The sequence below is a fragment of the Burkholderia sp. 572 genome (assembly GCF_040545135.1).
GTDB classification, from domain to species: domain Bacteria; phylum Pseudomonadota; class Gammaproteobacteria; order Burkholderiales; family Burkholderiaceae; genus Burkholderia; species Burkholderia cepacia.
In genome coordinates, this window is the sequence record NZ_JBEPLH010000010.1 from 159,919 (window position 1) to 186,049 (window position 26,131).

The following is a 26,131-nucleotide window of genomic DNA, read 5'->3' on the forward strand; positions in this document are numbered from 1 at the left end:
CTCAGTGCGTCGTGCGCGGTTCGCGCGTGACGAGCCCGAGCGCCGCGAACAGGTGCTGTTGCACGCGCCCCATCAGGCCGGCCGCGAACGCTTGGCGGCTGATCGTCACGCGATGCGCGTCGACGTCGCCCGCATCCTGCATGGCGGCTTCCATGCCGCGCGCGAACGCGGCCGCTTGATGGGCCGCGTAGTCGTGCAGCCGCACGTCGCCTTTCAGGTCGAGCCATGCGTCGGCGCAGATCGCGCCCAGGTCGACGGCGAATTGCAGCTCGATCGGAGCGCCGGTATCGAGCGGCGGGGCGTTGTCGAATCCATCGACAACCGCGGTTCGGATGCGCTGATCAGTCATGGCACACCTCCGGCTGCGCAGTGCGGCGCATTTCGGCCGAATACCGGCTCGCAACGCTTTGCCCCATGTCGACGAGCGCGCGCTCGTAGGTGCCCTCCGCAAGATGCGAACGGACAGCATCGAACAGGGCTTCGAGCTGGGCGAGCTGATGGGCCGCGCACATGGCGATCATCGTGACTTCGTTCGGCAGGCGGTATTTAGACATGGCGCACCTCCAGAATCGACGCGAGGAGTTGCCCGACGTCGATCGTGCAATCCAGCTCCGCTTCGCCGCGAATCGGCGTGAGGTTCCAGTCGTGGACGGCTGCGTGCGTGAATTCGCCGGACCGCCAACCGCAGACGCTGCGCCCCGAGACGGGGCCGCCCAAGATCCGCACGCGCCAATCGTGATCGGGCGTCGGGCGAGCCGATGCCACCTCGACCAGCATGCCGATACGCGAGCGAGCATCGCACTTCGTGACGATCGCCAGATCGCCAATCTTGCAGCGCAGGTCAGCCATGACGCACCTCCGCACGGACGAGCGCGGCGATTGCGGCCAGTGCTGCACCGGTCGCATCGAGCGCGTCTTGATACGTGTTGGCCGTTGCGGCGTCGCGCAGTGCTGCGCGGACGATGGATTGAATGAGGTGGGATTGCGGCCCGGTACGGGCGTGCGACGACTGGCGCATTGAATGCGACCTCCTTGGACGGGTTGACGAACCCGGTCCCCGCTGTCAAACGGGGTGGCCGGGCACATGGCAGGGTTGACAGACCGGCGTCCAAGGGAACCGGCGTGCGCGAACGCACCCCCACCAAGGCCCGACCATAGAAGGCGCAAGGTGTACGGACGTAAAAAAACCGCGCGAAGGCGGTTGTCCGCCTTGGAACTATTCCGGCTGTCACCCCGGGTCGCTGTTGTCTCAGCGACGCCCACAGGATACTGCGCCCCGCCAGGATGCGCAAATCGAGGAAGGGACCGATCAGCGCAGCTGGCGTAACACGGCCGACACACCGGCCCAGCCACCACGGCAAAGTGACTTTGGCACGACGTCATGCAGGAGCCTTTGGATCGAGCATGAAAACCGCGTGCTTGAGGAGTTCGACCGCGCGCTTGGCACGCGTCGGCATACGTTCGGCGTCGCGCTCGAATACGGTGGCCGCCGCCGCGATCCAACAAGCCGCCTCGCGTCGACCTTCGTCCACACAGCTAGCGTGCGCTTCGGCGAATCGCTCGCGCTGGCGCTCCAACTCGCTTTCAAAAAAGGCCGCGTCTGCTTGCTTCTTGGTTTCGCGCGCGGCAACGCGCATATTCGTAACGTCCACGGCATTCGCCATTACGCGCCCTCCGTCACGTCGCCCGCCACATCGGCAGAGCGGTAAGTCAACGGGTCGGCCATCCAGCGATGAATCTCTCTGTTCGACCAGACGGTGCAGCGCTGCGTCAAACGACGTGCACGCGGAAATCTCCCTTCCAGTTCGCGTTGCCGAACAGTCTCACGGGACAACGGAACAAAGCGACGCAGGTCACTCCAACGCGAAAAGCCGTCAAGCGGCAGTCCGACCGGGGCCTGTGACGCGAATGTATTGCTTGCAGACATTTGTGCTCCCTAAGCGTAGCTGTGCCACCATCGGCACAACCGGGAGCTTGAAGCACCAAACGCGACCGACGTATCGACAATCGCGTTTAGCACCATGCAAAACAAGACTATCGTTGCGTCAATCTCGTTTTATCAATTCACGTGGCAAGCCAAGCCCGTTTCAGCTTGCGCACGTGATCAGCCGTGACGCCGAAGCGAGCCGCAATATCTGAGCAAACATTGCGCCCCTGAAAGTCCTCACCGCTACGCCGACGCCGGTTAAATTCTTCGACGATCTTTGTATTCTTTGCACCAGCAAGCCGCGCAGCCTGAGCCGGCTTGATGGCCTTTTGCCTTTCGCGCATGGACTGATCTTGCCGCTCTCGTTGTTCAGCTTGGAGCTGCGCCAAATGTGCCTGCGACATGTCGCGCTCTTCAGCGTGCTCGGCAAGCTGATCATGCAAAGCATTAATTCGTTCGAGCAATGCGGATTCCGTTTCACGGCGCGCGTATAGCACCACTCCTTCCAACGTACGGCTATTAAACAACTCATGCTTCATCAGCTCTTGCGCCGTGCGCAGATCATCTTCGTCAATGCACTTGACGAGCAGGCCGGCCAGCAAGGCCATCGCCTCCCCAACCGGCACGTCGCGTGGAATGATGTCTTGCATCCGCCCGAATGGACTTTCACCGTCTCTTTCAGCGAAAGGCTGCGAAGCTCGATGTTTCGCATCCGCAGCAGCGGAGGAGAGAATGCTCCTTCTGACACATTGCCTCGGCCGCCGCGCACGAAGACCGGCGCGTGGTTTGTGCGTGAAATCTGGATGAGATGTCTTTGTACGTGGCAATAGCGCACCCTTCTGTGCGGCCTTCACGAAGAAAGCCGAGCCAGCCGGTGAAGGTAACCGGTTTTCGGGTGGCCGCCCTAGACTCGACGGGCCACATTTTCTCACGGCAACGTTCCCGACACTCGCATCACCCATCGCGTGAACTGCGATATCCCCGCGCATCACCTCGCGATATCAAAAATCCGAGTCAAGCCTCATTTCGCCTTAAGCGTGACTGCGTCACCCATAAGGGTACGCAGCTCGGCCTCTAATTCATCGATCGACTGCTTGATGTCCTGCGACACACTTTCGTGTACTTTGATCCAACTCTCGTAGGGGTTCTGATTGTTCGGGCTTTTCACTTGCAACTGATATAGGTTTGCGTTGCTCACAAGTTGCTGACGAAGCGCCGCAATATGGTCCGCCGTTGCTTTGCTAAGGAAAATGCGCTTTTCACGGTGACTCTGGTCAAAGCACTGAAAGGTGTCCCAGACCCGCGTTGAGCAGTCCTCATCCGTGTCTCCGCCATTGCGGGCGGTCGGGTCGACCAATTGCCTAACAGCCTCATAAAGTGCGAGAAGTGCGCTATGGACCGCTTCAATTGCATCGAATCTTCTTCGAATCAGTTCCCCGTGGACCGCCAATTGCCGGCTTCCCTCGCGACCAAGGGCTGCACGCAGCTCTTCGAGCTTGTGATCTGCCTCGAAACGCAACGTCGATCTGACGTGCTCGACCGCCAAGTCACTTTCGGTCTTCAGCCTTGCCTTATGTGACTCTAGACGCTGGTCAAAGAGATGGCTAACTGCGCGACTAGCTTGCGCCGCAATCCAGTTCCGAAGCGCCCATCCGGCAAGAAAGACGACTACCGATACCCCACCGATCTTCATTAACAACAAGCTCAAGGGGATTCTCCTCACGTAATTTTGGCCGACGCACGACAACCCGAGACGACTAGCGGCCCGACTGGCTGCACGCATCCAGCAGGCAAAGCACGGTGCAGCATACCGCTTGCATGTACTCCGGCGATATCCCCGGATAGCAATGCGTACGCGCTAACGTCCTCGCTACATGCAGCGACATGTCCGAAACCGTTCCCTTGCGGACATGGGTACGAATGGATGTTCGAAAATAAGGCTTTGCTATTTTCGTACAGGGGTTATAATTCGTACACCCCTTTTGAACACATTGGAGCCCATGGTGTCCCGAACCTTCGCATACGCTCGCGTCAGCACGGCCGACCAGACGGTAGCTAACCAACTCCGCGAGATCGAGGCGGCTGGCTTCAATGTCGACAAGCGCCGGGTCGTAACGGAAAGCATCTCGGGTAGCGTAAGCGCGGACCAGCGGCCAGGGTTTGCGGACTTGCTCCGCAGACTGGAAGAAGGCGACGTGTTGATCGTTACGAAGCTCGACCGGCTTGGCCGAAATGCTATGGACGTACGCGCAACCGTGGAGACATTGGCGGAGAGAGGCATTCGGATTCATTGCCTTGCGCTTGGCGGCGTTGACCTGACCAGTGCGGCCGGCCGGATGACGATGCAGGTATTGAACGCTGTTGCTGAGTTTGAGCGCGATCTGCTGATCGAACGCACACAAGCCGGCATCGCCCGAGCAAAGGCGGAAGGGAAAGCGATGGGACGTCCCTCTGCGCTCACCAAGCAACAGCAGGACGAAGTTCGCAAGCAGTTGAGTCAGGGGGCGAGCGTGGCGAGTCTAGCGAAGTGCTACGGCACGAGCCGTCAAACGATTATGCGGGTGCGCGATGCAGTTTGATTACTTCAAGTTACTTTGCGCTTGCACCTGTGTGACGCTTCTCCCGCGCGTCATCAGGGATTTCTTGCTCATAGAACCAGTAGTCGTTTTTCAGATCATTTCGAACGACATATTGATTCTTGCAATGAAATCGATGCCGACGGTTGAACTCATCGAGTAGCAGTTTCGAAGCATCTAAATAGCCCGCATACCCCTGCCAGTTTAGGCATAGACACTGCTGAGGGGAAATTGGCATCGTCACTTCTATAGTCTCGCTGCCAAGTGCAGGGCTTCTGAAGAATGGTGGCATTTTATATGCCTCAGGATCGAACCACGTACATGGCCGGTCCGACGTGATAAACCCCGTCTCATCACTGGTACTGTAGATCGCCAAATCCATTCGAAGAAGGATCGGCACGGTGGTACGCAGAACCGGAGCCATCATTTTTTGCAAGGGCTTGGCGGCGAGCTCGCGTACCTGCTCGTGTGTGAACGACTGCCCCTCCCCAGACGAAAGCTCCGAGATACGCGCCATCGATTCGCGCTGCTCGGCGGTTGCGCTCTTCACTTTTGCAGCAAGGTCGTCTGCGATCTTTAAGACGTTCTGCCACTGCGAAGCATGATGATTGCGCGAGGCGGCGGTGCGAAACTGCGCAGCGGCGACAAACGTACACAAATATACGTGCTCCTCAGGTGTCAGCGGTCGTTTGTGATTGAACTTGCTGATGCGCATTCGCGTGAATCTGTCCTCCAGCATCGAAAGCGTTGCTTCGATGCACAGATCACGTCCACCATCCGCCGTTTCGATGGTGTACATATCCGTCTCAGTGAATAGTTTGTGCGGCGCACGCCGATGGCGGCTTGTACCGTCACGCTCGAACACCCACACGTACGGCTCATGTGTCGCTGGGCGATCGGGATCGCACCACGCCTTGAGGTAGGACGCCGGCACGTAGTGTTGCTTCTTGTGACTTTTCCCCATGTCCGAGCCTTTTCTTTTTTGCCATCGGTCACGCGAGACAAAGAAGTGCGCCGAGGTCGAGTGGGCTTACAAACACACGCCAGCCGATCATTTCGAGACTGTGCCGCGATATGACAGTGAATTATAGATCCGGATGCGGAAGCCGCGAAGGCGGGACGGAATGCTGCCGGGCGCTTGACCCAACTCTGCCAGCAAATCCACAAAGAGCTGACTCTGCTCGCGGCCGGAAATGGGGGGCGGGAGATCCTTTGCGCGCAGTGTTCCAGATGGCGGGCAGTTGGCGAGCGATAGAGCGACCATTGGCTGCTCGGCCACATATCTCCAACGTTATCTCCAAGAAAGTATGTGTTCTGGAGATAGACTTGGAGATAACCACATCCCCGCCAGACAAGGCTCACAAGCCGAAACGGGTGTTTATCTCCAAATCTCCAGATATTTTTGCTTCCGGCGGCACGACAAGGGTACGCACCGCGTCTCCCTTCGAGTGATCGAGCGTACCCGGATGCGCCTGTTGGTATTTTTGTTGGTATTTACGGAACGTTGTCGCCCGAATGGCACATAGAGCCTAGAGATATGAATTCTGTCGGGGGACCAGCCAAGCTCTCAGCCATCCCCCGGATTCACAAGAATCTCCCCGCTTCGCCCCCGTCTGGCGCCACTCTGCCTCCCAGCCGTACCCGAGACTCTTGCGATTTTCGTTGGTATCAGCAGATACCAACCACACCTCTCACGGACGCGCAGTTATCGCGTCAGCTCGCTACCGCATCAACACTGGTCGCGCCCCAACTCGCCCTTTCCGCCCCACCGCCGGCGACGGGCGAGGCGCGACGATGTTGGACTGCCGCCAGCTTATTCGTCGAACGGCCCGGCTTCGAACGTAGCCACTCCGGCGGCATACTCTCGCACCCATATATCGCGGTGATCCTCGCCAGAGCCCTTTACCGCGAACGACGCGTTCGGTAGGCATGAAGCCAACTTGTCGAACAGCATGACGATCGCCATGCTGTTCAGAAAGAAGAGAGTTGACGTTGGTAGAGCCGAACCACATGCTTCGGTGAGGTTGGTCAATACGTCGTGGCTTAGCGAATATTCGTCAAGAAACCTCAAGAGTTCCTCACGGACACTGGCAACATTCAACGGCTCACCATCGAACGGATGAACCGAAACCTGAGTGTGAAAGCTCATTCGAACCTACTCCATTATTTTTTTCATTCAAACACGGCTCTTCACGGTGTGCGGAGCGAATCGTGATTTTTGACGATCTACCGACCGTTGTCGATCGGCCAAGTTTGGCCTTTCGTGGGCAGCTCACCCTTCTGTGCGGCCTTCACGATGCGTGCCGAGCCTGCCGGTGAACCACGGCTTCCATTCGACACAAATCAAAGATCGTTTGACTCTCGGCATCAGCCCAAGTACACTTCGCGCCGCGGGGTGGAGCAGTCTGGCAGCTCGTCGGGCTCATAACCCGAAGGTCGTAGGTTCAAATCCTACCCCCGCAACCAATACCGAAGCCCGCTTTGCGAAAGCAAGCGGGCTTTTTGCTTTCCGCATGCACTGCTGCGTGCGCACCGCCTGGCCGGCATCGCCGACAAACTGCGGAACATTCAGCCGCCGGCACCAACTGCGACACACGATCGCATCCTGCCCGATCGCCGCGGTTCCACGTCAGACATTGCGTAGAATTCCGAACCTTCTTCAGCATCCGGACTTCCGCAATGATTCGAACGATCGCGGCACTCGCCGCGCTTTCCGCGATTACCGGCACGGCGAACGCCGCCGACACCATCACCGCGCCCGCGAAGCGGCGCTATGTCAGCCCCGACATCGCCAACGTCGCGAACGCAGCGGCACCGCGCCCGGAAAAAACATCCTCCGACTCACGCTGCCGTGAACTGGCTGCCGGCATCGACGCCGTGACGCACACCCCCGACCGCGGCCAGAAGGTCGTGCGCGGGATGGGCCCGGACGGCAAGCCGCGCAACGAACTGCGCGCTTACGACAAGCGCGCCGATCTCGAAACCGAGCATCAACGGCTCGGCTGCCGATAACGAACGCAACGCCGCACGGTCAACTCACACCGGGCGTCCCGCCATCACGCGATCACGCGTTCGCGCCGCCGTCGATCGTCAACCCGGTCCCGTTGATCGACCGCCCTTCCGGCCCGACGACGAACGCGACGAGCGCCGCGACGTCGTCGGCCTTGCCGTACTGCGGGATCGCCATCCGCGAACGCTGCGCGCCGGCGTGTTCGCCGTCGGCCGGGTTCATGTCGGTATCCGTCGACCCCGGATGCACGATGTTGACCGTGATGCCGCGCGGGCCCAGATCGCGCGCGAGCCCCTGAGTCCAGCCGATCAGCGCGGCCTTGCTCGCCGCATAGAGGCTCATCCCCGCATCGGGCACGCGCGTGGCGAGGCAACTGCCGGTCGACACGATGCGCCCGCCCTCGCCGAGATGCCGCGCCGCCGCCTGCGACGCGACGATCACCGCGCGCACGTTCACGTTCAGCGTCGCGTCGATATCGTCGAGCGTGAGATCGTCCAGCCCGCCGGCCCGGAAAATCCCCGCGTTGTTGACGAGGATGTCGAGACCGCCGAACGCCTCCGCTGCACGATCCACTGCGTCGCGCACGGCCACCGGATCGGCGCTGTCGGCCTGGATCGCGACGGCGCGCCGGCCCAGCGCCTCGATGCCGGCCACGACGGCCTGCGCCCGCTCGGCCGATTTCTCGTAGGTAATCGCGACGTCCGCGCCGTCGGCCGCCAGCCGTTTCGCGATCGCCGCGCCGATGCCGCGGCTGCCGCCCGTGATGAGTGCACGCTTGCCCTGAAGTCGATTCATGTCGGTTCCTTTCCTCATTTATGTAACGACCGGCACAGAATGTGGCAAGTTGCGCGGCACAGTCAATTGATTTATTTTATCGATCGACACAGATATCGACGAAGGAACGGACGCAATGGCTGAACGGGGCCGACCGAGGAGCTTCGACAAGGAAGCGGCGCTGGAACGCGCGATGGAGGTGTTCTGGCGCCTCGGCTACGAGGGCGCGTCGATGACCGACCTGACGGCCGCGATGGGCATCGCATCGCCGAGCCTGTATGCGGCGTTCGGCAGCAAGGAAGCATTGTTCCGGCAAGCGCTCGATCACTACCGCGCAACGGAGGGAAAAGAAATCTGGGGGGGCGTCGAGGAGGCCGGCAGCGCACACGACGCCGTGCGGAACTACCTGATGGATACCGCACGCGTGTTCACGCGGCGGTCGAAGCCGGCTGGCTGCCTGGTCGTGCTGTCGGCGCTGCATCCGGCCGAGCGCTCCGATACGGTTCGGCAAACGCTGATCGCGATGCGCGAGGGTACGGTCGAGAGCCTGCGCGAGCGCCTCAGGCAAGGTGTCGCGACCGGCGAGATCTCGGCGCACGCGAACCTCGACGCGATCGCGCGGTACTACGTAACCGTCCAGCAGGGGATGTCGATCCAGGCCCGCGATGGTGCGAGCCGTCGCGATCTCGAGGCCGTCGCGACGGCTGCGCTGGCCGCATGGCCAGCGCTCGTCGGTATGGGCGGCGCGTAGCGGCAGGACGCCGCCGCACACGGCCGCCCCCGCGCGTTACTGCCTTTCAGCGTGCTGCACGTCCTTCGACGCATGCCACACGCGATAACGCACCTCGAAACCGTCCGGCACATAGACGACGAGCGGCAGGCGGCTGTTGTAGCGCAGCAGCTGGCCATCGCCGCGCACCTGCACGAACCGCTGCTGCGGCGCCTGGCCCGGGCACGCCATCAGCGTCGACGCCGGGCCCTTCACGTCGGTGAGCTGGTAGTACGTATAGCCCCAGCCCTTCACGTCCTCGGCGGTCAGCTCGCCGCCGAACCACTGCTGGTTGCAGTCGGTCTGCAACGTCTTGCCGATCATCAGTTCGACGCGCGCATCGCCTTCGTTCTCGAGCGCGGGCAGCGCGATCACGACGCGCTGCTGGCCGGCCGCTGCCTGCGGAAACATCTTGATCGACTCGGCCGGCACGGCGGGCGCCGATGCAGGCGCGGCCACGCAGGCGGCGGCAGTCGTCACGCACAAGGCGGCCAGCGCGGCCCGGATCGCGAATTTCATCGAGGTACTCCTGGAAAACAAATGAGCTCCGGATGCTAACACTTTCGTCGCATGACCTTACGGCGCTGTAATTTGACGACACAATTGCAAACAGCTGGCAATCCCCTTGCGCGGTACTTATACGGGAACCAACGGAGAACATCATGCTGAAGCTCATTGCTGCCGCCGGCGTCGCGACCTTGCTGGCCGGCTGCGTCGTCGCCCCGGACGCCGGATACGGCTACGGCCAGCCCTACTATTCCGATCCGGGCTACGCCTACGCGCCGTCCCCCGTGTACGGCACGGTCAACATCTGGGGCGGTGGCGGCGGACGCGACTGGGATCGCGGCCGGCGCGACTACCATCGCTGGGACGGCGATCGCGGCAACCGCGGCAACGGCTGGGGGCACGGCGGCGGACGCCGCGGCGACTGGAACGATGGCGGCGGAGGCGGCGGCCATCGCCACTGACGCACAATTGCAACCGTTTGTATCCGCGCACGGCCCGCCGATGATCGGTCGTGCCGGTCTTGCCGGTCGTGCGTTACGCAGACGAACGGACTCCCGCGCAAAAGACAAAGGCCCTCGCACGAAGCGAGGGCCTTTTGTCGTCCGGTGCAGCGAAGCGAACGTCGGCGGCGCAGGCCGTCCGGCACTGGCCGGTCACACGACACGCGTCACGCATCCGCCCGCTTACCAGCCGGCCGGCTGCGCGTAGCCGCCCCGCACCGGCGCGCCGCACACGTACGCGCGCTGGTAGCGGTCGTAGCAATAGTTCGGGCCGTCGTCCTGGTACTGCGCCTGCTGGTAGGTCGGATAGGCAGGCTGCTGGTACGCGGGTGCCTGGTAGTACGTCGGCGGCTGATAGGCCGGTGCCTGGTACACGGGCGCCTGATACGCGACGGGCGGATTCATCGCGGACGTCACGATCGCGCCCAGCACCGCGCCGCCGATCAATGCGCCGATGACGGCGCCGCCGTCGCGGCCATGCGCGGACGCCGGACCTGCCACGGCAAGCGAACCGGCGAGGACACACACTGCGGCAATTTTTTTCATGATGGGCTCCCACGCGAAGTGGTACTGGATGCGATGCATTGTGGCGGCAGGCGGCCGTAATAGATGCAGCAAGTGGTAACGCGCGATTACCGCTATCACGCACACCGAAACGCAGCGCCGCCATGCTAGGATTTTCGGCATACAGGAGACGCCTTCATGCAGCCCGAAACCGCCCGCCGTTTCGATACAGAATTCGCCCCGCGCATCGCACAGGCGATCGCCGCCTTCTTCGCCGATCACGTGCTGACCGACGTCGTCCCGTATGGCGGCCACGGGCACCCGACGCGCGTGCAGATCCGCAGCGCGCCGCACGAGCACGTCAGCGGCTTCGAGCATCCGCTGAATCTCGAACTGACCTGGGACACCGACGAAATCGAGCGGCTGATGGAGCCGGACGGCCCGCGGCGCTTCGAGCACTACCTGGCTGCCCTGCCGAAAAAACTGGGCGCATGGCAGGGCGCGCGCGATATCGATCTCCTGTCGCGCACGCAGGCCGACCCGCTCGTGCGGCTCGGCGGCCTCGACTTCGAAGGCTGAGTGCCGACGTCGCGCAATGCGGCCCGGTGATACACTCGGCCGGCCACGCCCCGGTGCAGTTGGGCCGGCCGGGCCGCTCATCGCCGCCTCCGCCCTTCCGCATGGTTGCGCACGCAACCGGCAGCCGGGCGCGCGGACAACCACGCATCTGCTCCCGCCATGAACGCCGATACCGGCCTGCCGCTTCCGCAACGCTACTGGGCGATCCTCTGCGTCGCACTGGGCATCACGCTCGCCGTGCTCGACGGCGCCATTGCAAACGTCGCGCTGCCGACGATCGCGCGCGACCTGCACGCATCCGACGCCGCATCGATCTGGATCGTCAACGCATACCAGCTCGCGGTCACGATCACGCTGCTGCCGCTCGCCTCGCTCGGCGAACGCATCGGCTATCGCCGCATCTACGTCGCGGGGCTCGCGCTGTTCACCGCGGCGTCGCTCGGCTGCGCGCTCGCCGGCTCGCTGCCGATGCTGGCCGTGATGCGCGTGATCCAGGGTTTCGGCGCGGCCGGCATCATGAGCGTCAACGCGGCGCTCGTGCGGATGATCTACCCGTCGTCGATGCTCGGGCGCGGGCTGTCGATCAACGCGATGGTCGTGGCGCTGTCGTCGGCGATCGGGCCGACGGTCGCGTCCGCGATCCTGTCGTTCGCATCGTGGCCGTGGCTCTTCGCGGTCAACGTGCCGATCGGCATCGCCGCGGTGATCGGCAGCCTGCGCGCGCTGCCGTCCAACCCGTTGCACGATGCGCCGTACGATTTCCCGAGCGCGCTGATGAACGCGTGCGTGTTCGGCCTGCTGATCACGGCGGTCGACGGGCTCGGCCACGGCGAAGGCCATGCGTACGTCGCGGCCGAGCTGGCCGTCGCGTTTGTCGTCGGCTACTTCTTCGTGAAGCGCCAGCTGTCGCAGCCGGCGCCGCTGCTGCCCGTCGACCTGATGCGCATCCCGATGTTCGCGCTGTCGATCTATACGTCGATGGCGTCGTTCACGTCGCAGATGCTCGCGTTCGTCGCGCTGCCGTTCTGGCTGCAGCACTCGCTCGGTTTCTCGCAGGTCGAGACGGGCCTCTACATGACGCCCTGGCCGCTCGTGATCGTGTTCGCCGCGCCGCTCGCGGGCGTGCTGTCGGATCGTTATTCCGCGGGCATCCTCGGCGGGATCGGGCTCGCCCTGTTCGCGGCCGGGCTGCTGTCGCTCGCGACGATCGGCGCACACCCGGGCACCGTCGACATCGTGTGGCGGATGGCGCTGTGCGGTGCGGGCTTCGGGTTGTTCCAGTCGCCGAACAACCGCGCGATGCTGTCGTCGGCGCCGCGCGAACGCAGCGGTGGCGCGGGTGGCATGCTGAGCACCGCGCGGCTGACCGGGCAGACGCTCGGCGCCGCGCTCGTCGCATTGATTTTCGGGCTCGTCCCCGATCGCGGGCCGACGATTGCGCTCTATGTCGCCGCGGCATTCGCGGCGGTGGCCGCGCTCGTCAGCATGCTGCGCATCGCGTCGCCGCGACCGGACGCGACAACCTGACACCGTCGCGCGCCGCCCCGCGCGTCATTCGGCGTCGAGCGCGTCCATCACGAAACGCACGCGCGCCTGCACGCTCTCGCGCGGCAGTTCGATCAGCCGATAGCCATACGACGTATAGCACTCGACCATCGCGTCGCAGGTACGCACGGCTTCCGCGAAATCCTGCCGGCGCTCGGTGTCCTGCGCATAGATGTCCGGCCACGGCGGCGCGATGAACACGCGCGGGTGATAGCGGAAACGGTTGGCCGCGGCCTCCGCATGCGCGGGCACGGCCAGCCCCGTCAGCCGCAGATAGCCGATCACGTCCGGCACGCCGCGATCGAAGAACACGGGCCCGCGCGCATGCCGCGCGAGATCGTACGAGCGCATCTCCCAGCTCAGCATCAGCTCGGCAAACGCGGCCGGGTCGCGCCACGGCAACGCGTGACCGTCGATCGCCATCTGGTCGCGGATCACGCCGCGCCCGGCTTCCTGCGAGCGCGCGCAACCGGCGCGCTCGAGCGCATCGAGCAGCGTGCTCTTGCCCGAACCCGGGCCACCGGTCACGACGAAGAAGCGGCGGGTGGCGTCGTCGCTCGTGTCGTCGGCGGCGCCGCGCCCCTGTACGACCTCACGCATGCACGACCCGCCGGCCCGCGCGCCGCGTGACCGACGCGGCCGCCGCGACACTGCGCAAGTCGGCGACGAACGTATCGCGCCAGACCGACAGGTCGTTCCCGCGCAGTCGCGCGAGGTTCTCCTCGTGGCGCGCCTGCCGCTCCGCGAGCGGCATCGACAGCGCGCGCTCGAGCGCCTCGGCCATCTGCGACAGGTCGTACGGATTGACGAGGAGCGCGCCGGTCAGCTCGGCCGCGGCGCCCGCGAACTCCGACAGCACGAGCACGCCCGGGTCGGCCGGATCCTGCGATGCCACGTACTCCTTCGCGACGAGGTTCATCCCGTCGCGCAACGGCGTCACGTAGCCGACCTGCGACATCCGGAAGAACGCCATCAGCAGGTTGCGCTCGTACTTGCGGTTCAGGTACTGGATCGGCGTCCAGTCGAGCTGCGAGAAGCGGCCGTTGATGCGGCCGGCCTCGCCTTCCAGCGTTTCGCGAATGTCCTGATAGGTCTGCACGTCGGAACGCGTCGGCGGCGCGATCTGCAGGAGCGACACGCGTCCCTGCCAGCCCGGCGCGTTCGCGAGCATCCGCTCGAACGCCTGGAAGCGCTCGACGAGCCCCTTCGAATAATCGAGGCGGTCGACGCTCATCACCAGCTTGCGGCCGTCGAGCGCCTCGCGCAGCATCTTCACCGGCTTGCGCGCGCCGTACTGGACGGCCGCCTGCGCGATCGCGTCGGGATAAACGCCGATCGGATAGGCGGCGACCTTCACGACACGCCCGTGCGCATGCAGCATCCCGTCGTCGCTCGCCGCACCGATGCCGCGCCGCTCGATGTAGTCGGTGAACGCCTGCTTGTCGGCCTCGGTCTGGAAGCCCGCGACGTCGTATGCGCACATGAATTTCACGAGTTCCTCGTGCGGCGGCACGAGACGCAGCATGTCGGGCGACGGAAACGGGATGTGCAGGAAGAAGCCGATCGGATTCTTCACGCCGAGTTCGCGCAGGTAATGCGCGAACGGCAGCAGGTGATAGTCGTGCACCCAGATCAGGTCGTCGGGACGCAGCAAAGCGGCAAGCTGCTTCGCCAGCATCGCGTTCACGCGCAGATAGCCCGCGTACTCCTGGCGGTCGAAGCGCGCGAGATCGCCGCGGTAATGGAACACCGGCCACAGCGTCGCGTTCGAGAAGCCGCGGTAATACTGGTCGTAGTCGCGCCGGGTCAGCCCGACCGTCGCATAGGTCACGTTGCCGTCCCGCTGGATCGCCGGCGCGGTGTCGGGTGCGCCGACGATCTCGCCATTCCAGCCGAACCAGACACCGCCCGTTTCCTTCAGCGCGTCCATCACGCCGACCGCCAGGCCGCCGGCGCTCGGGCGCGTGTCCTCGCCGGCGGCGACACGGTTCGATACCACGATCAATCTGCTCATGCGGCTTTCCCTCCTCGATTCGATGGGCTGGCGCGCGGCGCGCGCCAAGGCTGGCACGGCTGCCCGAAGGCGGCCGTGCGGCGATTCAGACGTGAGAAATGCAGGTGTGAAAGGCAGCGGCGGAATACGACGGCAACGACATCAGGCGTCCTGCTCCTGACCGAGATCCCGCTGATAGTCGAGCCCTTCCGGGCGGGCACCGCCCTGGTTGTGATCGCCGTCGGACGGCGTCTCGCCGGGCGCGCCGGCAGGCGGTGCCGATGGCGCGTCGGTCTGCGAATGCGGGCGGACCGCCCCTGCGTCGGGCGGCCGGGGCGAAAACCGTTTCGAACGTCGCATGGCCGGGTGTCTCATGTGCGGCGCGGCCCGAGGCCGTCGTAGAAACATTCCATAACTGAAAAGTCTAGGTCGCTTCCTTGCACGCCAAAGTAACAATTACCTTCAATTTGTAACGTTTCGACCCCTCACGATCCACCTGTCCGACAATAACGCCGCGCGTACGCGCGCGGAATGCCGTCCGGCGATTTGTCAAAGCTTTGCAGTTTTCCTATGACAATTGCGAAACAATGACGCGGCATGAGGGCGCGCACGCGTTGCCGCTCACCCAGACAGGACTTGCACTCAGGGATGAACATTCGTTTCGAATCGCCGCGCCGGGCCATTCCGGCGCGCGTCGTGCTGGCCGCGATCGCCACGGCCGCACTGCTGTCCGGCTGCAACTCGCTGTACAGCGAGGGCGCGACAGCCGGCGCCGGTATCGCGGGTGCCGCGATCGCCTCCAAGGTCACCAACAACGCCGCCGTCGCGACCGGCATCGGCCTCGGCGCCGTCGCCGGTGCGCGTGCGGGCGTCCAGTACTCGCAGCGCGTCGCACACCGTTACACACAGGAACAGATCGCGAAGGCGGCCGGCCCGCTCGACGTGGGCGGCGTCGCGCCGTGGTCGACGCACCACTCGTTCCCGATCGAGGACGACGAACAGGGTCGCGTGACGGTCAGCCGGATGATCAGCATCGGCCCGCTCGACTGCAAGGAAATCGTGTTCGCGGTCGACACGCCCGCAAAGGCCGACAAGGCCGCGCAATCGGCGTTCTACGTCGCCACGATCTGCCGCGACGGCCCCGTGTGGAAATGGGCGTCGGCGGAACCGGCGACCGAACGCTGGGGCTCGCTGCAATGAGCGTCGCGATCCGTATCGCGGCCGTCGGCGCGCTGTGCGCGGCGGCGGCCACGCTGTCGGGCTGCGGGTCGGTCGGCGCGGCGAGCGGCGCGCTTGCCGGTGCGGCGACGGGCCTCGTCACCGCGAACCCGGCGGTCGGCGTCGGCGTCGGGATCGCCGTGCAGGCCGCGACCGACGAAGCCGTGAACCGCACGATGAAACAACTCCATCAGAATCAGCAGGACGCGATCGCGAAGACGGCCGGCAGTCTCGCCGTCGGCGAAGTGAAGCCGTGGAAGGTGAAGAACACGCTGCCGCTCGAAAACGGCGAAGGCGAAGTGCGCGTCACGCGCGCGTACTCGTCGGCGCTCGCGCTGTGCAAGGAATTCGCGTTTTCGGTGAAGGACGGCGACAAGGCCGACTGGTATTTCGCGAATGCGTGCCAGCAAGGCACGCACTGGAAGTGGGCGTCGGCGGAGCCGGCCGTCGATCGGTGGGGGAATTTGCAGTAGCGGTGCGGTGTGCGGCGCGTCGGTCAATCAATGCGCGTCGCTCATCGGACACACTGGTGGTCCGGGCGATCAGATCGACGCGCCTGTACGTCGATTGAACGCAGCCCGCATGATATCCGGGGCGATCATTTCCATTCGACTCAGTTCGGCAAGCACCGCCGCAAGCATGCCATCGACATCAGGATCCACCGCCCTCATGTGCTTCAACACTGCGGGCCGAAAGGCTTCGTCTTCGTTGATACCCGACTCCCCCGTCTGGCGTCGCGCACGATACAGCACGCCCACCCAATAACGAGTGCGCTCGATTGCGCTCCATCCCGCATACGTATTCGGGAACTTTGCTCGTTCGATTGCCTGCCGAACGACCGGCTCGGGCTCGTCCAGAAACGGCACAAAGAACATCTGTTCGCCGACGGCAAGCTTCGACGACGTCACCGGATCGTGTGCGGTATAGGTTTCATAGCGAACGTCGGTATCGGCCTCGAGCCTATTGCCTACGTGCACGCGGATCCCGTCTTGCAGCACCATCTGACGCTCCGGCGGAAATTGCGCTTCGCGCTCGCCGCGCGACAGTAGACGTCCTAGCCTCGGGGAAAACTCGATTTCGTGCTGACGACCGATTCGCGCGTCGACATACCAAACGATGACGGTTTGCGACTCCGCATTCTCGAACGCCGTCAGAAAATCAGTCTCTGAGATCAATGCTGCCAACGAGGAAGGCAGCACGGAATACGGCAAGCTGTCCCGCTTCAACATCATTACTCCCTCAATTCGCCCGGACTCTTCCGGGCCGGGTACCGCACACTTCACATCCGGAGGCAGCCGTTACAGACGCGCGCGAAGCTGCGCCACCCTTTCCTTGATCTTCGCGGACAGCGCATCGTCCGGGTCGTAAGTCAGGCACCGCTCGAGATCGGCGATCGACGCGTTGATATCACCCAGCGTCTCGTATGCCCTGGCGCGATTGAAATAGACGAAAGGCTGGTCGGGATTGAGCTTCAGCGCCTTGTCGAAGTAATCGAGCGACTTCTGGTAGGCGCCGCCTTCGAGGTAAATCGTCGCGAGCGTGCAATACGCCGACGGATCCGTGTAGCCCAGCTCGATGGCCCGGTTCAGATCGTTCAGCGCGAGCGCTGTCTTCTTGATCATCGCGAAGGTCGTGCCGCGATCGGCATACGTCGCCGCGTCTTCCGGCGCCACCTTCAGGATGTCGCCGTACAGTCCGAGCGCATCCTCGATGCGCCCCTGCGACACGAATCCGCGTGCCCGCATGCGCATCGGTGAAAAATCGGGGTTCTTATCGGTCATTCAATTCAGCTCCAAAAACTTCGCACGCGCATTATCCGCTTCGCTGTCCGGAAGCCGCCCCGGCTCAGCGAACCGCTTTCTCGATGAGCCCTTTCAGGTAGTTCTCGAGCGCACCGAACCTGACAATCGATGCGTTTCGCCTGGTTGGATGAGGAGCCGCCGCAGCTTTCACGGCTTCCGGCAGATCGTCCCTCAACCACAACTCGGGAATCTGTAATCGGGCGTACGATTCACCGTCAATTTCCTCCAGAACCATGTGGCCGCGCCATGGATATTCGTTAAACACACCGGACACCTGATGCACGAAGAGCAACGCCCGCTCCCCGATCTGGAGCGGTACGTTCCCCCACGTCGCAGGCCCGCTGTAAAACTCGAACTCCGTTCCGAGACGATCCGGCGTGATGCCCTTCCCGCAGGAATAGATCTGCTCGATTTTTGCGCGAAAAACGTGCGGACTCGGCGAATCGATGACGGACACGACCACCAGATCGTGCATACCAGCAGCGACAGAATAGAGGCTCTCTGACATGTTCATAAGATTTAATTCCCTGGCATCCAAGGCGTACCCACTTTCTCGAGCTCCGGCATGTAGTTCTGCAATTTCCCTGTCCCTTCGGGAATGGGAATGCCGAGGCGACCTGGAAACGTCGCGCAGTTATAGTTGTTTTCCGGCCATTCGCCAGACTTGGGTGGCCATTGATACCGAATGTCATCCATCGGCCCGCGCGCAACCAGTTCCTCGTGCGCCGCCAGTATCGATTCGTACTGCTCCTGCGTGACCGGTATCTTTTGCTCGTACACGGTCTGTAGCGCTCCGCCACCGCCACGGGCAGCCATCGGATTTTTCGCGATCGCGATGAATGCATCTTGATCCGCGGTAATCATCCCGGGGTAGCTGCCCGATCCTTTCAGATTAGCAAACACTTCCGCCGCGCTCGCATCGCCCGTTGCAGGGCCAAAGCCCCATATCGTCTTGCCGCCGTCCAGCGAATACCCGACGTGGCCAGTGTACTGATACGGATGCATCCCGCCTTCGACATCGGACACCCGCCCGCCACCACGCACACCGAACAGTGAAATCGTCGGCTGCTCCGTCGCCCCTGCGGCACCTTCGGCTGCTTCCAGCGCCGACAGTTCGCCAGCTGCAGAGCCCGCTCCCCTCGCCCCGCTGACGAGCCCGGCGCCCTTCGCCGCCCCGAACCCGCCCAGCAAGCTTCCTCCAAGCATCGACCACTTCTGCCCGTCCGAACCCTCGCCGAAAATCTTTCCGCCCAGCCAGCCGCCAACTTCGCCGCCGAGAAAGCCGCCGGCCGCGCCGAGAAACGCCAGCGCCGGCCCTGCAAGAACGGCCGCGGCAGCAATGCCCACCGCAGCCATCGTCCAGTTCACCCACGCCGGGATCTCGGGATTGAACTCCCCGACTGCCGGGCCACCGATGAACACGTTCGGCGATCCGTCGTTGATCAACGCGCCGCACATCATCCGGTCTTCCTTGCGGCTCGCCGGCTGGCTGTTGATGAACACCGTCGACGAACCCTGCGCGACCACCTGCGGCGGACCCGCGTGGTCGCTGCACAGCCCGAGGCTCAAAATGGCCCGTATCGCCGGGCGACTGTTGATGAAGACGTTGGGCGAGCCCTTTATCAGGCTTCCGGTGACGTGCCGCGGCGCCCACGACATCGTGCCCAGCACTTCGCCCAGTCCGCCGCCAGCGGCAGCCCCTGCGGCGACCGCGGCAATCACCGTCAACGCCGCACCGCCGGTTGCGACCACCGCCACGGCGCCAATCACCGCGCCGGCAATCATCCCGGCGATCATCCACCCCTTGGACGCCGTATGCGCAATCGGATCGCCGAACCGCGCAGCAGCAAGCAATGTATCCACGCAGGTTCCCCGTCAGCCCGCGTTCGCAACCGCGGTCAGATAAGCCCGTACGGCCTCGACGTTCTGCATGCCGACCATGCCTTTCACCGCCGCCACGTCACCCAGCCGGTCACCGAGCGACGCGTGCTCGCGCGAATCCGTCGTCCATAGCGCGAATTGACGGCCATCCACGGCTCGCCACGCCGGTTGCCCGTGCGGCGCAGGCTGCAGCGCAAGCGGCTCGCCGCCAGGGCCGAAGAACGCGGTGTCTTCGAACATTTCCGTGACGTCGTGGCGGTACAGTTCGGCCATGCCGGTGAGCGCGTACAGCGTCGCACTCGGCTCGTGCAGCACGAACACGATGCCGGCCTCGTCCTGGCCGAGCACCCTCGGCGCGAAGGCCGCCCGCTCGGGCCGCGTCAACACGACACTCGCGAGCAGGCTCTTGTATTCCTTGCTCTTGTCCTCCGTGAACGACTTCGGACAGGTACCGATGAAACTGATCGCCATGCGCTCGCGCCCCGCTTTCGGCGACATCACGACCGTCTGGCGCTGATGCAGCGCCGAGCCTTCCGACACCCACTGGTAATCGATTTCGCGCGCGGTTTCGCCGTCGATTTCGCGGTTTTCCAGATGCTTCAATTCGAAACGCGGCAGTGACTTGCGCATCTCCGAAACCAATCGCGTCACGAACGTATCGACCGTGTCGTCCGGCTCCATCGGCGCGCGCGACACCACGAAGGTAAATCCGCTGCTTCCTGCTTCGTCTACCGTGAACAGGTGGATCGTCTTGTCTTTGAAGTGCGCCGGCAACTGAATGACGGCATCGTTCATCTGATATTCGGACATGCTCTTCTCGGTTCGGCCCGCCCGTCGGGGCAGGCGCCGGATTGAAACTGTTCGCCCGCGGCACAGCCGCAGCCGGCGCAGCCGTCTGCGGCTTGCGTTACTGCACGCCAGCCGTGACCAAACGCTTGTGAATGGCTTCGATGCGACTCAGCTGCGGCGAGCCTTTCGGCGTCTGCTGCAGTTCGTCGCCGAGGACTTTCGAATAGGCGAGGCCGTTGTCGTTCTTCACCGACGGATCGGCACCATGCGCGAGCAGATAATCGACGACGTCCCACTGCCGCAGGCGCGTCGCTTCGTAGAGCGCGGTTTCCTTCATCGAGTCCCGCAGATTGACGTCGGCCTTGTGTTCGACCAGCACGCGCATTTGCGGCAACAGCGTGTCCTTGCAGGTTGCGAACAGCAGCGGTGTATCGCCGTCGTACTTGAGATCCGGGCTCATGCCGCCGGCCAGCAACGCTTTCAGCAGGTTGGGCGTGTCTGCCCGCGCAGCCAGATATGCCACGTTCGCACCGTTCTCGCCGAACGGCTGTTCGGGCTTCGCGCCGTCCCGAACCAGTTCGCTGATGATCTGGAAGTGCACGTTCGAGGTGTCCGTCTTCACCGGAATCGCCTCCTGCACCGCGAACGACAACAGGGTGGCCTTCTTGTTGCCCGGCGCAGCCAGATCGATATGCGTCGCAAGCGATTTGACCTGCTCGAGATTTCCGTCGCGAATGGCACGCGCCAGCTCGAGTTGCGATCCCGAGAAAAAGTCTTCGGGCGGGTAACGCTTGAAGTCTGCCATTTTTGTTTCCTGTGCATGAGTCGGCCACCAGAACGGCGACGACAAACCGATTACCGCGACAACCGCGCCCGCGGCAATGACCTTGCTGTATTTCATCAATGTCCCTGAAGTTGACTCAGCAACGACGCCTGCTGATCGGCAACGGTCGTTTCCAGTCCGCTCGTCACCTGCCCCATCATGTGGCGCTGAACGGTCGTCAAACTGGAGCCCGGAATGGTGATCTGCTCACCGACGGCCTTGGGCATCAATTCCGACGTCACGTCGCTGATCGGGCCCAGCCTGCCTTCCTGCACCCCGGTCAGGATATCTCCATCGACCCGATAGTTCGTGATGGCCGACGCCTGAGGTGCTGCACCGTACATCGGCAGCGTTTCGGAATTGAGGCCGGCCGCGTTGAACGTCGTCGCGCCCGCGCCGCTGGCCTGGGACGCCGCCGAAGCCAAGCCGCCGCCGAGCGAATGACCGGTGAGATCGAGGCCGCCTGCATTGCCGGAGCCGTAGATCTTCTTGCCGATGGTCACCGCTCGATCGTAGTACGGAGAGTTGTCGCCCAATCCCTGATTAAGGTTGTTCGACCAGTCTTCCTTGACCGTGGGCTGCGTTCCCTTGAAGGCCAGAGCAGGCTTCATGCTGTCGCCGAACACCGCGGGATCGGGCACGTACGCCTGCGCACCGAAGTTGCTGCCGGGAATCTGCAAGTCCTGCGGCCTCAAGCCGAACTTCTTGAGAACTTCCGGATCGTTCGACACGTTCTTCCATCCCGGCGGCGCCGTACCCGGCGCATACACGGCTCCCGCGAGTTTGGCCAACTGCTGCGCCTTGACCGTCGCCTGAAGCTTGCGTGCCGCGGCCTGCACCTTCGGATCGGCCGAGGCGAGACCCGCCGCGATGATCGCCTGCTGATTGGCCCACTCGATCGCCATCGCCTGCTCGGGCGTCACGAACAACCCCTGGTTCAGGTGGATCACCGGGCCATCGAGGAAAATGCCGCTCTGATTAATCAGGATGCTCGATGCGCCGTGGGACAGCTTGATGCTGTCCGGCTTGAGCGTCACGATACTCGCACCGACCCGATGCTCGATCTCGTCCGTCGCCTGATAGCTCTGCTTGCCCGGGCCGGCATCGCCCGCCAACGCCTGCACGCCGACGGTGTTGGCCGTCGTGAAGCGCGCCTTCGCGATCTTTTCCGACAGGCTGCCTTCCGCGACATGCTTGCTCTCGTCGCCTTTCAGCACCGACACGTTCCGAGCGCCGGACTCGACCGTGTGCGATTCGCTGTCCTTGACGATCGTCTTCATGTCCTTCTGCGCATGCAGAAAGACTTCCTGCGCGCCGTTCACATCCGAGAACCGCAGCTCGTTGAAGCCCTCGCCCTTGTGCGTCTGGCTGCGCATCCCCATCGTCTGGCCGCCGCTGCCGTGATACGGGTTGCCCGAATCGCCGTTGAACACACGGCCGACGACGATGGGGTTGTCCGGATCGCCCTGATTGAACGAGACGAGCACCTCCTGGCCGATCCGCGGGATCGCGGAGCCGCCCCAGCCCTTGCCCGCCCATGGTTGCGATACACGCACCCACATCGAATCGGAACCGTCGAGCTTGCCGCGCCGGTCCCACAGGAAATGCAGCTTGACCCGGCTGCCGTCGGTGTGAATTTCCTCGCCCTTCGGCCCGACCACGATCGCCGACTGGGTACCCTGCATGTGCGGCTTGGGCGTACGTCGCTCCGGTCGGAACGGGATGTCGATCGGCAGGCACGTAAACGTGTTGTGGTACGGCAGTTTCGAGGTCTGCTGGGTATAGTCGTTCGCCACCTGGTGACGAACGCGAAGGATTACGAAGTCCTTGTTGTTGTAGGCGGACGTGCCGTGATTGACCAGCGTGAACCGCCCGCTCGTCGTCATCCCGTGCGCATGACCGGCACCGTTGAAACGATGTGCGAGCGCTTCTTCCGCTTCCATCGCGTAGCACGCGTAGCGCTGCCCGTCGTCGCCGTGGTCATACAGCGAATGGAACTGATAACGCTCGGTCGTCTGGATGTTCGGGTGCTTCAGATTGACGGTCGGCACCTCGACATGCATCAGTTGCGACGACGGCTGGTTATAGTTGAAGTCGCGGTACGTGATCTTGCCGACGCGGAAACTAAACGCCTCGTCCCATCGATCGATGCCGTTCTGCTCGCTGGCGGCACTACTGGCTTCGTACGGAATGGTCTTCAGGTTCGGAATCGGCTGGAACACCGCGTTGGTGTCGCCGATCACGAGGATGTGCTTGTCCTGTTCGTAGCGGATCGTCCAGATCAGCCCTTCCTGCTCCATCAGGCGCGAGCAGAAACTGTAGTACGACTCGTCGTACATGACGATGTATTCGAGTTTCGGACGTTCGCCCTGCATCGTGAACTCGAAATCCGAAAAACCCATCTCGCGGAAAATGTCGCTCAGGATGTCCTGCGGCGTCTGGTTCTGGAAGATCCGGCAATCGGTGGAGCGCGTGAGAAACCAGAACCACGGAACGACCGACATTTCGTAGCGGGTCACCGAACCCGATTTTCCGACGCGGCCGAACGACGCAACGTAACCGTCGAAATATCGTTTCGTCTCAATATCCGCAGCCGACGTCACGACGCGCGTCAGACTGAAATTGCGGCTCTGCGGCTCGAGCGTGATCTTGACCCGCTGCCCGACGATTTCCTGCGGTTCGATATTGTTGCGGTGGGAAAGCAGGTCGAGATGTGTTTCAGTCAGCTGATTGACGTGCTCGTCGATGACCGCCGCGCTGACCAGCAGCACGTCCGGGCCGAGCGGCGTTTCGATCGTGATGAAGCGATTGTCCTGGGTCAGGCGCGGAAGCGCGCCCGTGAGGCTGTTGATGGCCGCGACGATCGATTCGGGAGCCTTGCCCATCAGCGACAAGCCAGTTTGCGCCAGTTGCACCGCGCTCGCGGCACCGCCCAGCAGCCCCGCGCCAGGCATACCCGTCAGCGCGCCCAGTTGGCCCGCCATGCCGGCAAGCGAACCCAGGTTGCTCAAACCGCCGGCCAAGGCTGCACCGCCCCCGCCCATCCCGTCAGGGTTTCCGTTTGCTGCGAAACTCATCATTAACCTCGTTCTTTTTGTCGGGCGGACCCGCCGCGATCTGGACGCTATCGCACCAACAAGGCGCTCTCAGCCGCCTTGGTGGCGCCAAATATATCAAACCGTAGGGAAATTCATAACCACTTGTCAGGATTTAATGTTCAGTGCAGAAAGCAGCCCGATCGATCAGCAGATCAATCCCTAATATCTATTGCCGATCGACGAGCGTGATCGCGCGTCGAAGCACACCGCACCGACGCGGCAGGCATTCAATACGTGGTGAAGTGGAGAACGGTGTCCGAGGTGAACGAAGCGTTGTCGCCGAAGAGTGAAACTGGACGCGGCATCGTCGCCGAACACCATTCGCAGCGCTTCCGGCAGGCGCACGATCCGACAATCAAGTATCCATGGCCGGGCGCCCGTTGCGAACGCCGGGGTCGGGCCGCAGCCCTTGGCCCGCGACGGCCGCATCAGGCCGCTGGGAGCATCCGGGCGATTCCGGCCGGATGCGCAGGAATCGTCCCGCCGGCTTCAGGTCTCGACGTCCTCGAGACTGAAAATCTCCGTCTGGTCGTTGTACGAGAAGATCTCGCCGTAACGCCCCCAGTCGATCACCGCGTCGAGCGTCTCCTCGGCGGCACCGTCCGACAGGAAATCCTCCAGCTCCTGCTCGAAGCGCACGCGCGGCGCGCGATGGCCCGGACGCTCGTTCAGCACCTTCTTGATCCGCGCGGCCAGCGGCACGTGCTTCAACAGGTGATCCGCGAACATCAGCTTGCGCTCCTGCGTGCCGAATTCCGCGAACACGCGCCCCGGCGGCGTCAGGAACACGTCCCCTTCCCGCACGTCCGCGAAGCCGAGGTATTGCAGCACTTCGGCGATCGGGAACAGGTCGTCGACCTCGAGATGCAGCGTGCGCGCAATTTCCGGCATGTCCGCGCGACCGTGGTACGGCGCCATCGCGAGCGTCTCGATCAGGCCGGCCATCAGGTTGGTCGACACCTGCGGCAGCCAGCTGCCGAGCTCCAGCCCCTTCTTCGTCGCCTCGCCGGTCTGGCGGGCCGTCATCTTCGCGTAGATGTCGTCGACCAGCTTGCGGAACGCCGGGTCGAGCCGGTTGCGCGGATGCTTGAACGGCACCTTGATCTCGGCGATCACGCGGCCCGGGTTCGACGACAGCACGAGGATCCGGTCGCACATGAACACCGCTTCCTCGATGTTGTGCGTGACGATCAGCACCGACTTGATCGGCATGCGCCCTTGCGTCCACAGGTCGAGCAGGTCGGTACGCAGCGTCTCGGCGGTCAGCACGTCGAGCGCGGAGAACGGCTCGTCCATCAGCAGGATCGTCGGATCGACGACGAGCGCGCGCGCAAAGCCCACGCGCTGGCGCATGCCGCCCGACAGCTCGCGTGGGTACGCGTTCTCGAAACCGTCGAGACCGATCAGGTCGATCGCGGCGAGCGCACGCTCGCGCCGCTCGCGCGCGCCGACGCCGAGCGCTTCCAGCCCGGCTTCCACGTTCTGCAGCACGGTGAGCCACGGGAACAGCGCGAAGGTCTGGAACACCATCGCGACGCCTTCGGCCGGGCCGCGCAGCGGCTTGCCGAGGTAGGTCACCTCGCCGCCGGTCGGCTCGATCAGCCCGGCGATGATGCGCAGCAGCGTCGACTTGCCCGAGCCGGAACGGCCGAGCAGGCCGACGATCTCGCCTTCGCGCAGCGACAGGTTCGCATCGTCGAGCACGAGCAGCTCGCCCTGCGTCTTGTTGAAGCCGCGACAGACGTGGTCGACGCGCAGGATTTCCTCACCGAGGCGCGGCGGCTGGTTCGTCTGGACGGGGGCGTTTACAGCATTCGGATTGTGCATCGCGTTTCG

32 protein-coding genes and 1 tRNA gene are annotated in these 26,131 nt (G+C 63.5%); 9 read left to right on the forward strand and 24 right to left on the reverse strand.

Annotated features, from left to right (window positions below):
- Position 1 precedes the first annotated feature (1 nt).
- The 8 genes from ABIC51_RS20405 to ABIC51_RS20440 form a co-directional block, all read right to left on the reverse strand.
- Positions 2-349 carry a hypothetical protein gene (locus ABIC51_RS20405; protein WP_009908645.1) on the reverse strand — a complete coding sequence of 116 codons (348 nt, stop codon included), beginning with the start codon at positions 347-349 and terminating at the stop codon, positions 2-4.
- Positions 342-554, reverse strand: a complete 213-nt coding sequence (locus ABIC51_RS20410; RefSeq protein ID WP_059553361.1) for a hypothetical protein — start codon at positions 552-554, stop codon at positions 342-344. The genes ABIC51_RS20405 and ABIC51_RS20410 overlap by 8 nt, the downstream gene beginning before the upstream one ends.
- Positions 547-849, reverse strand: a complete 303-nt coding sequence (locus tag ABIC51_RS20415) for a hypothetical protein (protein WP_354006605.1) — start codon at positions 847-849, stop codon at positions 547-549. The genes ABIC51_RS20410 and ABIC51_RS20415 overlap by 8 nt, the downstream gene beginning before the upstream one ends.
- A complete protein-coding gene (locus tag ABIC51_RS20420; protein WP_354006606.1) occupies positions 842-1,018 on the reverse strand; it encodes a hypothetical protein in 177 nt (58 codons plus the stop codon). The genes ABIC51_RS20415 and ABIC51_RS20420 overlap by 8 nt, the downstream gene beginning before the upstream one ends.
- 361 nt (positions 1,019-1,379) lie before the next feature.
- The gene (locus ABIC51_RS20425; protein ID WP_354006607.1) at positions 1,380-1,664 is read right to left on the reverse strand and encodes a hypothetical protein; all 285 of its coding nucleotides are present in this window, start codon (positions 1,662-1,664) and stop codon (positions 1,380-1,382) included.
- Positions 1,664-1,927, reverse strand: a complete 264-nt coding sequence (locus ABIC51_RS20430; protein WP_354006608.1) for a helix-turn-helix transcriptional regulator — start codon at positions 1,925-1,927, stop codon at positions 1,664-1,666. Before ABIC51_RS20430 ends, ABIC51_RS20425 begins: the two co-directional genes overlap by 1 nt.
- A 137-nt stretch (positions 1,928-2,064) precedes the next feature.
- Positions 2,065-2,577 (reverse strand): DNA-binding protein, encoded by a 513-nt coding sequence (locus ABIC51_RS20435; protein ID WP_354006609.1) that lies wholly within the window; start codon positions 2,575-2,577, stop codon positions 2,065-2,067.
- A 371-nt stretch (positions 2,578-2,948) separates the two neighbouring features.
- The gene (locus ABIC51_RS20440; RefSeq protein ID WP_354006610.1) at positions 2,949-3,635 is read right to left on the reverse strand and encodes a hypothetical protein; all 687 of its coding nucleotides are present in this window, start codon (positions 3,633-3,635) and stop codon (positions 2,949-2,951) included.
- A 295-nt stretch (positions 3,636-3,930) separates the two neighbouring features.
- Here ABIC51_RS20440 and ABIC51_RS20445 point away from each other — a divergent pair, with 295 nt between their 5' ends.
- The gene (locus ABIC51_RS20445; protein ID WP_041489322.1) at positions 3,931-4,506 is read left to right on the forward strand and encodes a recombinase family protein; all 576 of its coding nucleotides are present in this window, start codon (positions 3,931-3,933) and stop codon (positions 4,504-4,506) included.
- Between the two features lie 10 nt (positions 4,507-4,516).
- Here ABIC51_RS20445 and ABIC51_RS20450 read toward each other — a convergent pair whose 3' ends face one another.
- On the reverse strand, positions 4,517-5,467 hold the full coding sequence (locus ABIC51_RS20450; RefSeq protein ID WP_011545905.1) for a DUF4238 domain-containing protein: 951 nt from the start codon (positions 5,465-5,467) through the stop codon (positions 4,517-4,519).
- An 849-nt stretch (positions 5,468-6,316) separates the two neighbouring features.
- Complete coding sequence (locus tag ABIC51_RS20455) at positions 6,317-6,652, reverse strand: hypothetical protein (protein WP_059710042.1); 336 nt, start codon at positions 6,650-6,652, stop codon at positions 6,317-6,319.
- A gap of 240 nt (positions 6,653-6,892) precedes the next feature.
- Between ABIC51_RS20455 and ABIC51_RS20460 the strand changes: the two genes are divergently transcribed.
- Together ABIC51_RS20460 and ABIC51_RS20465 are read left to right on the forward strand one after the other, a co-directional pair.
- Positions 6,893-6,969: transfer RNA gene (locus tag ABIC51_RS20460), tRNA-Met, on the forward strand.
- A 213-nt stretch (positions 6,970-7,182) separates the two neighbouring features.
- Entirely contained in the window at positions 7,183-7,515 is a 333-nt protein-coding gene (locus ABIC51_RS20465; RefSeq protein WP_146253585.1) for a hypothetical protein, read from the forward strand.
- 52 nt (positions 7,516-7,567) lie between these two features.
- Here ABIC51_RS20465 and ABIC51_RS20470 read toward each other — a convergent pair whose 3' ends face one another.
- Entirely contained in the window at positions 7,568-8,308 is a 741-nt protein-coding gene (locus ABIC51_RS20470; RefSeq protein WP_027786779.1) for an SDR family NAD(P)-dependent oxidoreductase, read from the reverse strand.
- Between the two features lie 115 nt (positions 8,309-8,423).
- On the opposite strand from ABIC51_RS20470, the gene ABIC51_RS20475 reads away from it, so the two are divergent.
- On the forward strand, positions 8,424-9,038 hold the full coding sequence (locus tag ABIC51_RS20475; RefSeq protein WP_060172941.1) for a TetR/AcrR family transcriptional regulator: 615 nt from the start codon (positions 8,424-8,426) through the stop codon (positions 9,036-9,038).
- A 36-nt stretch (positions 9,039-9,074) separates the two neighbouring features.
- Here ABIC51_RS20475 and eco read toward each other — a convergent pair whose 3' ends face one another.
- Positions 9,075-9,575 carry a serine protease inhibitor ecotin gene (eco, locus tag ABIC51_RS20480; RefSeq protein WP_021158524.1) on the reverse strand — a complete coding sequence of 167 codons (501 nt, stop codon included), beginning with the start codon at positions 9,573-9,575 and terminating at the stop codon, positions 9,075-9,077.
- 143 nt (positions 9,576-9,718) lie between these two features.
- Here eco and ABIC51_RS20485 point away from each other — a divergent pair, with 143 nt between their 5' ends.
- Positions 9,719-10,024 carry a hypothetical protein gene (locus ABIC51_RS20485; RefSeq protein ID WP_021158523.1) on the forward strand — a complete coding sequence of 102 codons (306 nt, stop codon included), beginning with the start codon at positions 9,719-9,721 and terminating at the stop codon, positions 10,022-10,024.
- Between the two features lie 222 nt (positions 10,025-10,246).
- Here the strand turns inward: ABIC51_RS20485 and ABIC51_RS20490 are convergent, their stop codons facing one another.
- Positions 10,247-10,648: a hypothetical protein gene (locus ABIC51_RS20490; protein WP_021158522.1), complete on the reverse strand. Its 402-nt coding sequence runs from the start codon at positions 10,646-10,648 to the stop codon at positions 10,247-10,249.
- 117 nt (positions 10,649-10,765) lie between these two features.
- Here ABIC51_RS20490 and ABIC51_RS20495 point away from each other — a divergent pair, with 117 nt between their 5' ends.
- Both ABIC51_RS20495 and ABIC51_RS20500 read left to right on the forward strand, forming a co-directional pair.
- Positions 10,766-11,146 (forward strand): DUF5594 family protein, encoded by a 381-nt coding sequence (locus tag ABIC51_RS20495; RefSeq protein WP_059697999.1) that lies wholly within the window; start codon positions 10,766-10,768, stop codon positions 11,144-11,146.
- A gap of 159 nt (positions 11,147-11,305) precedes the next feature.
- The gene (locus ABIC51_RS20500; RefSeq protein WP_146253584.1) at positions 11,306-12,673 is read left to right on the forward strand and encodes an MFS transporter; all 1,368 of its coding nucleotides are present in this window, start codon (positions 11,306-11,308) and stop codon (positions 12,671-12,673) included.
- A 24-nt stretch (positions 12,674-12,697) separates the two neighbouring features.
- On the opposite strand, the gene ABIC51_RS20505 is transcribed toward ABIC51_RS20500, so the two are convergent.
- From ABIC51_RS20505 to ABIC51_RS20515, 3 genes are all read right to left on the reverse strand, one after another.
- Positions 12,698-13,291, reverse strand: coding sequence for an AAA family ATPase (locus ABIC51_RS20505; protein ID WP_146253583.1), 594 nt, complete (start codon positions 13,289-13,291; stop codon positions 12,698-12,700).
- Positions 13,284-14,705 (reverse strand): alpha,alpha-trehalose-phosphate synthase (UDP-forming), encoded by a 1,422-nt coding sequence (gene otsA, locus ABIC51_RS20510; RefSeq protein WP_027786775.1) that lies wholly within the window; start codon positions 14,703-14,705, stop codon positions 13,284-13,286. The genes ABIC51_RS20505 and otsA overlap by 8 nt, the downstream gene beginning before the upstream one ends.
- A 141-nt stretch (positions 14,706-14,846) precedes the next feature.
- Positions 14,847-15,044: a hypothetical protein gene (locus ABIC51_RS20515; RefSeq protein WP_060063454.1), complete on the reverse strand. Its 198-nt coding sequence runs from the start codon at positions 15,042-15,044 to the stop codon at positions 14,847-14,849.
- Positions 15,045-15,332: 288 nt separating this feature from the next.
- Between ABIC51_RS20515 and ABIC51_RS20520 the strand changes: the two genes are divergently transcribed.
- Complete coding sequence (locus ABIC51_RS20520) at positions 15,333-15,884, forward strand: hypothetical protein (protein WP_027786774.1); 552 nt, start codon at positions 15,333-15,335, stop codon at positions 15,882-15,884.
- The gene (locus ABIC51_RS20525; protein ID WP_027786773.1) at positions 15,881-16,375 is read left to right on the forward strand and encodes a hypothetical protein; all 495 of its coding nucleotides are present in this window, start codon (positions 15,881-15,883) and stop codon (positions 16,373-16,375) included. Before ABIC51_RS20520 ends, ABIC51_RS20525 begins: the two co-directional genes overlap by 4 nt.
- Positions 16,376-16,444: 69 nt before the next feature.
- On the opposite strand, the gene ABIC51_RS20530 is transcribed toward ABIC51_RS20525, so the two are convergent.
- The 8 genes from ABIC51_RS20530 to ABIC51_RS20565 all read right to left on the reverse strand — a co-directional run bounded on the left by ABIC51_RS20530 (position 16,445) and on the right by ABIC51_RS20565 (position 26,122).
- Positions 16,445-17,131: a hypothetical protein gene (locus tag ABIC51_RS20530; RefSeq protein ID WP_027786772.1), complete on the reverse strand. Its 687-nt coding sequence runs from the start codon at positions 17,129-17,131 to the stop codon at positions 16,445-16,447.
- Between the two features lie 69 nt (positions 17,132-17,200).
- A complete protein-coding gene (locus tag ABIC51_RS20535) occupies positions 17,201-17,683 on the reverse strand; it encodes a tetratricopeptide repeat protein (RefSeq protein WP_048028495.1) in 483 nt (160 codons plus the stop codon).
- 64 nt (positions 17,684-17,747) lie between these two features.
- On the reverse strand, positions 17,748-18,218 hold the full coding sequence (locus ABIC51_RS20540) for a hypothetical protein (protein ID WP_027786770.1): 471 nt from the start codon (positions 18,216-18,218) through the stop codon (positions 17,748-17,750).
- 5 nt (positions 18,219-18,223) lie between these two features.
- Positions 18,224-19,567, reverse strand: a complete 1,344-nt coding sequence (locus ABIC51_RS20545; RefSeq protein WP_196487810.1) for a PAAR domain-containing protein — start codon at positions 19,565-19,567, stop codon at positions 18,224-18,226.
- A gap of 12 nt (positions 19,568-19,579) precedes the next feature.
- Entirely contained in the window at positions 19,580-20,395 is an 816-nt protein-coding gene (locus ABIC51_RS20550; protein WP_027786769.1) for a DcrB-related protein, read from the reverse strand.
- A gap of 97 nt (positions 20,396-20,492) precedes the next feature.
- Positions 20,493-21,179: an ankyrin repeat domain-containing protein gene (locus ABIC51_RS20555; protein ID WP_226127849.1), complete on the reverse strand. Its 687-nt coding sequence runs from the start codon at positions 21,177-21,179 to the stop codon at positions 20,493-20,495.
- A 95-nt stretch (positions 21,180-21,274) separates the two neighbouring features.
- Positions 21,275-24,274 carry a type VI secretion system tip protein TssI/VgrG gene (locus ABIC51_RS20560; protein ID WP_175898241.1) on the reverse strand — a complete coding sequence of 1,000 codons (3,000 nt, stop codon included), beginning with the start codon at positions 24,272-24,274 and terminating at the stop codon, positions 21,275-21,277.
- A 510-nt stretch (positions 24,275-24,784) separates the two neighbouring features.
- Positions 24,785-26,122 (reverse strand): ABC transporter ATP-binding protein, encoded by a 1,338-nt coding sequence (locus ABIC51_RS20565; RefSeq protein WP_027786767.1) that lies wholly within the window; start codon positions 26,120-26,122, stop codon positions 24,785-24,787.
- Positions 26,123-26,131: the final 9 nt, after the last annotated feature.

Bases quoted from the DNA above. Each gene is read 5' to 3' on its own strand.
- ABIC51_RS20565 (WP_027786767.1), bottom strand. From the start codon at position 26,122: ATGCACAATCCGAATGCTGTAAACGCCCCCGTCCAGACGAACCAGCCG.
- ABIC51_RS20450 (WP_011545905.1), bottom strand. From the start codon at position 5,467: ATGGGGAAAAGTCACAAGAAGCAACACTACGTGCCGGCGTCCTACCTC.
- ABIC51_RS20410 (WP_059553361.1), bottom strand. From the start codon at position 554: ATGTCTAAATACCGCCTGCCGAACGAAGTCACGATGATCGCCATGTGC.
- ABIC51_RS20485 (WP_021158523.1), top strand. From the start codon at position 9,719: ATGCTGAAGCTCATTGCTGCCGCCGGCGTCGCGACCTTGCTGGCCGGC.
- ABIC51_RS20550 (WP_027786769.1), bottom strand. From the start codon at position 20,395: ATGTCCGAATATCAGATGAACGATGCCGTCATTCAGTTGCCGGCGCAC.
- ABIC51_RS20560 (WP_175898241.1), bottom strand. From the start codon at position 24,274: ATGAGTTTCGCAGCAAACGGAAACCCTGACGGGATGGGCGGGGGCGGT.
- ABIC51_RS20470 (WP_027786779.1), bottom strand. From the start codon at position 8,308: ATGAATCGACTTCAGGGCAAGCGTGCACTCATCACGGGCGGCAGCCGC.
- ABIC51_RS20515 (WP_060063454.1), bottom strand. From the start codon at position 15,044: ATGCGACGTTCGAAACGGTTTTCGCCCCGGCCGCCCGACGCAGGGGCG.
- ABIC51_RS20405 (WP_009908645.1), bottom strand. From the start codon at position 349: ATGACTGATCAGCGCATCCGAACCGCGGTTGTCGATGGATTCGACAAC.
- ABIC51_RS20475 (WP_060172941.1), top strand. From the start codon at position 8,424: ATGGCTGAACGGGGCCGACCGAGGAGCTTCGACAAGGAAGCGGCGCTG.
- ABIC51_RS20425 (WP_354006607.1), bottom strand. From the start codon at position 1,664: ATGGCGAATGCCGTGGACGTTACGAATATGCGCGTTGCCGCGCGCGAA.
- ABIC51_RS20520 (WP_027786774.1), top strand. From the start codon at position 15,333: ATGAACATTCGTTTCGAATCGCCGCGCCGGGCCATTCCGGCGCGCGTC.
- ABIC51_RS20495 (WP_059697999.1), top strand. From the start codon at position 10,766: ATGCAGCCCGAAACCGCCCGCCGTTTCGATACAGAATTCGCCCCGCGC.
- ABIC51_RS20535 (WP_048028495.1), bottom strand. From the start codon at position 17,683: ATGACCGATAAGAACCCCGATTTTTCACCGATGCGCATGCGGGCACGC.
- ABIC51_RS20540 (WP_027786770.1), bottom strand. From the start codon at position 18,218: ATGAACATGTCAGAGAGCCTCTATTCTGTCGCTGCTGGTATGCACGAT.
- ABIC51_RS20505 (WP_146253583.1), bottom strand. From the start codon at position 13,291: ATGCGTGAGGTCGTACAGGGGCGCGGCGCCGCCGACGACACGAGCGAC.
- ABIC51_RS20435 (WP_354006609.1), bottom strand. From the start codon at position 2,577: ATGCAAGACATCATTCCACGCGACGTGCCGGTTGGGGAGGCGATGGCC.
- ABIC51_RS20490 (WP_021158522.1), bottom strand. From the start codon at position 10,648: ATGCATCGCATCCAGTACCACTTCGCGTGGGAGCCCATCATGAAAAAA.
- ABIC51_RS20555 (WP_226127849.1), bottom strand. From the start codon at position 21,179: ATGGCAGACTTCAAGCGTTACCCGCCCGAAGACTTTTTCTCGGGATCG.
- otsA (WP_027786775.1), bottom strand. From the start codon at position 14,705: ATGAGCAGATTGATCGTGGTATCGAACCGTGTCGCCGCCGGCGAGGAC.
- ABIC51_RS20465 (WP_146253585.1), top strand. From the start codon at position 7,183: ATGATTCGAACGATCGCGGCACTCGCCGCGCTTTCCGCGATTACCGGC.
- eco (WP_021158524.1), bottom strand. From the start codon at position 9,575: ATGAAATTCGCGATCCGGGCCGCGCTGGCCGCCTTGTGCGTGACGACT.
- ABIC51_RS20420 (WP_354006606.1), bottom strand. From the start codon at position 1,018: ATGCGCCAGTCGTCGCACGCCCGTACCGGGCCGCAATCCCACCTCATT.
- ABIC51_RS20430 (WP_354006608.1), bottom strand. From the start codon at position 1,927: ATGTCTGCAAGCAATACATTCGCGTCACAGGCCCCGGTCGGACTGCCG.
- ABIC51_RS20415 (WP_354006605.1), bottom strand. From the start codon at position 849: ATGGCTGACCTGCGCTGCAAGATTGGCGATCTGGCGATCGTCACGAAG.
- ABIC51_RS20500 (WP_146253584.1), top strand. From the start codon at position 11,306: ATGAACGCCGATACCGGCCTGCCGCTTCCGCAACGCTACTGGGCGATC.
- ABIC51_RS20530 (WP_027786772.1), bottom strand. From the start codon at position 17,131: ATGTTGAAGCGGGACAGCTTGCCGTATTCCGTGCTGCCTTCCTCGTTG.
- ABIC51_RS20525 (WP_027786773.1), top strand. From the start codon at position 15,881: ATGAGCGTCGCGATCCGTATCGCGGCCGTCGGCGCGCTGTGCGCGGCG.
- ABIC51_RS20455 (WP_059710042.1), bottom strand. From the start codon at position 6,652: ATGAGCTTTCACACTCAGGTTTCGGTTCATCCGTTCGATGGTGAGCCG.